Here is a 5,311-nt window from a genome sequence, read left to right on the forward strand (position 1 = left end):
AACGGCCTTCGCGCCAGTGGTCCGCGGCGGCGTACAGCCGGATCGCGCCGATCAGGTCGCCGAGCCGGGCGAGCAGTCCGGCCGCCGCGTCCACCAGACCGGCCGTGACCGACTCGGCGCACTGGTGCGCCACGGCCTCCCGCAGGGCGTCCGCCAGGATCGGCACTCCGTGCGCCGGGCCCGACTCGTCGGCCGCGAGGAGCCCCTCGACCGTCCGCTGGAGCGCCACGAACTGCGGGGGCGGGCTGCCGTCCCCGACCACCGCGCGGGTCGTCTCGTACAGTGCGCGGGCATGAGCGGTCCGGCCCTCGGTCCGCCCGTCCGCCCGCCCGTCGTACAGGATGATGAGGGCGCGCAGCAGCAGCACGAAGGCCCGTGACTCCGGTACGGCGTGCCGGTCGGCGACCGTCTCCGCCTCGTCCAGGGTGGCCAGCGCGGTGTCCCGGTCGCCGCTGCGGTAGGCGATCTCGGCGAGCCGGGCGAGCAGGAACGGCGCCTCGGCGCTCGCGCCCACCTCGTAGGCGAGGCGCAGCGCCTCGTCGTACTCGGCGCGCGCCTCGTCGAACCGGCCGCGGGCCATGGCCGCCTCGCCGGCCGCGCTGCACACCTGTGCCCGCATCCAGCGGTCGCCGACGCGGCGGCTGAGTCCGCGCAGCTCGGCCAGGTCCTCGTCCACGCCCTGGAGGTTGCCGGGTGAGTCGACGGTCACGTGGGCGCGGTACATGAGGGCGACCGCGGTCTCCCAGTCACCGCCGTACAGACGGGCGTTGGCGACGGTCTTGCTCAGGTGCGGGCGGATGTCGACCGGACCGCCGAGGTAGTAGGCGGTCAGTGGCCAGACGATCCCCGGCAGCCGGGCCGCCCGGGGGCCGCCGCGCTCGTACGCGTCGCGCACGCGCGCGATGTACTCCGGTGCCCGTTCGTCGGCGGCGAGGCTGTCGGTACTCGTCTCTGAGGTCAGGAACAGGTCGAGCATGCGCAGGTCCATCCGCATCTCGGCCAGCGGATGCCTGTCCTGGCCACCGGGATCGGCGAGCAGGGCCCCCACCGGGTCGGCGGCGTCCACAGCGGCAGCCAGACCGGCGGCGGACTGGTCGGCGGCGGACCGGCCGGCGGCGGACCGGCCGGTGAGTGCCGGGCTGGTGGCTGCCGGGCTGGTGAGTGCCGGGCTGGTCGGTGCCGGGGCCGTGGGTGCCGGGCTGGTCGGTGCCGGGGCCGTGGGTGCCGGGGCCGCGTCCGGGGCCGGGGGCGCGTCCGGGGCCGGGGGCGTATGGGGGGCCGGAGTCGCATGGGCCGGGGACGTGTGGGGTACCGGGGCCGCGTCCGGGGCCGTGGACGTATGCCGGGCCGGGGTCGCATGCGGGGCCGCGTCCCGGGTCGGGGTGGCGGCGGACAGGATGTCCAGGGCGGTGCCCAGGCGGAGCACCAGCCGTACCCAGGTGACCGCCTCCTGGCGGTGGTTGCGCAGCCAGCAGAACCAGCCGACGGCCAGGACGACGGCGCCCGCCTCCGCCTCGTCGCCCGCGCGGACCGCTCGGTCCAGGGCCGCGCGGATGTTGTCCAGCTCCGTCTCCAGGCGGGAGAACCAGGGGAGCTGGGCGGCCGACCGCAGCTGCGGCTCGGCCTCCTCGACCAGCGAACGGACCCACGCGCGGTGGCGCCGCTCGGCCGCGGCGCGCAGTCCGGGGAGTTCGGCCGCGCGCTCGGTGGCGTACTCGTGGATGGTCTCCAGCATGCGGTAGCGCATGCCGCTGCCCGTGTCCGTGCCGGTCGTGCCCTCGTCGTGCGGGGCGGCCACCACGAGGGACTTGTCGACCAGTGCGCCGATCAGGTCAGCCGCGGGGCCGGTGCACACGGCCTCGGCCGCCGCGAGGTCCCAGCCGCCGGCGAACACGGACGCCTCGCACAGCACCGTCCGCTCCCGCTCGTCGAGCAGGTCCCAGGACCAGTCGACGACCGCGCGCAGGGTCTGCTGGCGGGGCAGGACCGTGCGGCTTCCGGAGGTCAGCAGGCGGAAGCGGTCGTCGAGGCGGTCGGCGATCTGCCGGGGGGTCAGCAGCCTGAGCCGGGCCGCGGCCAGTTCGATGGCGAGCGGCAGCCCGTCCAGGCGGCGGCAGATCTCCGCCACGGCCGCGGTGTCGCCGAGCAGCGCGTCCGCGTCGGGACGGACGGCACGCGCGCGGTCGGCGAAGAGGCGGTGGGCCTGCTCGGGGACGAGGGGCTCGACCGGGCGCACCGACTCGCCGGGGACACCCAGTGGTTCACGGCTGGTCGCGAGGATCGTCAGCCCGGGGCAGCGGGTGAGGAGGGTCTCGGCGAGGGCGGCCACCGCGCCGATGACGTGTTCGCAGTTGTCGAGGATCAGGAGCCGGCTGCGCGTGGCGCAGTACTCGACCAGCTGGGCCGTGGGGTCGGCCTGCGGGGTCGCCAGCTCGTTGGTCAGGAGCACGGTCTCGCGCAGACCGAGCGCACTGACCACCGCGCCGGGAACGGCCTCCGGCCGGTCGAGCGGGGCCAGCTCGACCAGCCAGGCCGAGGGGAGCGCCGCGGCGGCCTCCTCGGCGAGGCGGGTCTTTCCCGAGCCGCCCGGTCCGGTGAGCGTGACCAGCCGGGCCCGGTGCACATCGGAACGGATGGCCTCGAGTTCCGGTTCCCGTCCGACGAAAGAGGTCAGACGGGGGCGGAGATTCCCGGTTCTCCCGGTGCGCTGGGGCGGTCCCTGTGCCGGTGCCGGTGCTGTTGCCGGTTCCGCCGGGGGTCCGGGGCGCGCGGGGCCCTGCGGGGTCAGCAACGCCGTGTGCAGCGCCTGGAGTTCCGGGCCGGGGTCGGTGCCGAGGCTGTCGGCGAGCGTGCGGCGGACGGACTCGTAGGCGGCGAGGGCGTCGGCCGGGCGGCCCGTGTCGCGCAGGGCGCGGACGAGGAGGACGTGCAGCGGTTCGTCGTACGGGTGAGCGGTGGTCAGTTCGCGCAGTTCCGGCAGGACCTCCTGGGCGCGGCCGAGGTCCAGGGCGGCGGCGGCGCGGGCGCGGGCCGCCTCCAGGCGCAGGGCCTCGGGGCGGGTGGCCACGGTCCGGTCGGGGAGGTCGGCGAGGGCCGGGCCGTACCAGAGGGAGAGGGCGCGGGTGAGGGCGTGGTGGGCGGTGGCCGGGTCGCCGGTGGCGAGGGCGGCGGTGCCGGTGCGGGTGAGCCGTTCGAAGACGTGGAGGTCCACGTCCTCCTCGGTGGCTTCGAGGCGGTAGCCGCCCGGGGCGGAGGTGACGGCGGACCTGCCGAGGGTACGGCGGAGGCGGCCGACGAGGGCCTGGAGGGCGGCGGGGGCGTCCTGGGGCGGGTCGTCCGCCCAGATCTCGGCGATGAGGGTGCCGGGGGTGGTGGTGCGGCCGGGGCGGAGGGCCAGGGCGGCGAGGAGCGTACGGAGGCGTGGGCCGCCGACGGGCAGGGGGGTGCCCTGGTCGTCCGCTGCCTGGGTCACGCCCAGGATCCTGTACCGCATCGGATCATTGTCGCGGGGACGGAGGGAGGGAGGCACGGGGTTTAGGCCCGCGTGCCGACGGCGACCCCACCCGCGGCTCGGCCCCCGGCAGGAATCCAGGCCCGCCAGCCGGCAGCAACCCCCACCCGCGGCCAAACCCCCGGCACGAGTCCAGACCCGCGTACGGCAGCGGCCCCCACCCGCGGCTCGACCCCCGGCGGAGGTGTAGGCCCGCCTGCCGACGGCGACCCCACCCGCGGCTCGACCCCCGGCGGAGGTGTAGGCCCGCCTGCCGACGGCGACCCCACCCGCGGCCAGACCCCCGGCAGGAATCCAGGCCCGCGTGCAGACAGCGGCCCCCGCCCGCGGCTCGACCCCCGGCGGAGGTGTAGGCCCGCGTGCCGACGGCGACCCCCACCCCCGGCCAGACCCCCGGCAGGGGCCCGAACCCGCCAGCCGGCGGCAGCCCCCGCCCGCGGCTAGACCCCCGGCGTGAGCGCGCTCCTCCTCGGCTGGATGCCGGAGGGGACCGCCCGGGAGCGGCCGGGGGTTCCGGTCCAGCACGTGCCCCGGCGGGACAGGAGGCGGCGCAGCCAGAGTTCGAGGGAGACGAGGTCGGCAAGTCCGTCCAGGGGGAGGGGCTCGCCGGCCGCGGCGGACCGCACGGCCTTGCGGACGACGCGGGCCTCCACCAGGCCGGCGTCGGCCAGCAGGGGCGTGGCGAAGAGGTCCAGGACGGGGTCGGCGGCCAGGCGCAGGCCCGCGCGCGCGGCCGCCGCCGACGAGCCGTGGGAGGGGGCGCCCCAGCCGGGCGGGAGCTCGGTGACGCCGGCGCCCTCCAGGACCGTGCGCAGGACGGCGGCGCGGGCGCCGGGCTGGACGCGCAGGGCCTCGGGGAGGTCGCGGCAGGCGCGGACGACCTGGTTGTCGAGGAACGGCGCGTGCAGGCGCTGGGAGCGGATCTCCGCGGCCTGTTCCAGGACGCGGAGGTCGGCGGCGTGCCGCGCGAGTGCCGCCCGCGCGCGGTAGTCGCCGGGTCGCTGCACGCCGGTGCCGGAGCGCTCGGCCTGCGCCTGGAGCAGAACCGATACTTCAGCCAGTGCCTCCCCCGTCAGCCAGCGGGCGGCCGGCCCGGGCCGGGCCCAGGTCAGGGCGGCGAGGGACGCGCCGACGGCCCCCTTCGGCTCGTCGAAGCGGCGCCGCATCAGCCGCTCGGCCAGTGCCTCCAGGCCGGTCCGGTAGGGGGTGCGGGCCAGGCGCCGGGCCGCGCCGTACACGCGCGCGGGGACCATCACCGAGCCGTCGGCGCGGGCGAGCGCGGCGACCGGCCGGACCAGGTGGCGCCGCCGGCGGTCCACCAGGAGGTCGGCGAGCCGCGCGGGGTGGGCGTCCAGGACCTGGCGGGCGCCGTACCCGGTGAAGTGGTCGGCGCTCCCCGCAGCGAGCCGCGCCCGGTGCCGGGCCGCCTGGACCAGTGAGGGGCCCGGTTCGTCGGTCAGGGGGCCGTCGAGGTCGGCGTACGGCAGGACCTCCTCGCCGCCGGTGACCACGACGTGGTGCAGGCGGGGGCCCGCGGCCAGGGCTCCGGCGCGTTCGAGTTCCGCCTCACGGCCGGCGACGGCCAGGTCGTTGAAGGTGACGGCCAGCAGACGCTCGCCGGCGCCCGTGCCGTGGCCGAGGAGCGTGCCGGGTCTGCCGGGGAGCCCGGCCGCCAGCAGCGCGAGGGTGCCGGAGGCGGGCCCGCCCGACAGGTCGGCGCCGATGCCGGGGACCGGCATCCCGCGGGCGGCCCGCCGCTCGGCCGGGCCCATGCCGGGCACCGGCCCGGGGTCCAGGTCG

At 77.7% G+C, this 5,311-nt stretch carries 2 protein-coding genes; both read right to left on the minus strand.

The features are described from left to right. Positions 1 to 3,493 (minus strand): BTAD domain-containing putative transcriptional regulator (locus GT045_RS40225; protein WP_237539099.1); only part of this gene is annotated, 3,493 nt, incomplete at its 3' end. A gap of 458 nt (positions 3,494 to 3,951) precedes the next feature. Then, positions 3,952 to 5,311, minus strand: a 1,360-nt coding sequence (locus tag GT045_RS34360) for an asparagine synthase-related protein (RefSeq protein WP_161336585.1), incomplete at its 5' end; no start/stop codon positions are given.

It is taken from the genome of Streptomyces sp. SID486, assembly GCF_009865385.1.
Classification (GTDB): Bacteria; Actinomycetota; Actinomycetes; order Streptomycetales; family Streptomycetaceae; genus Streptomyces.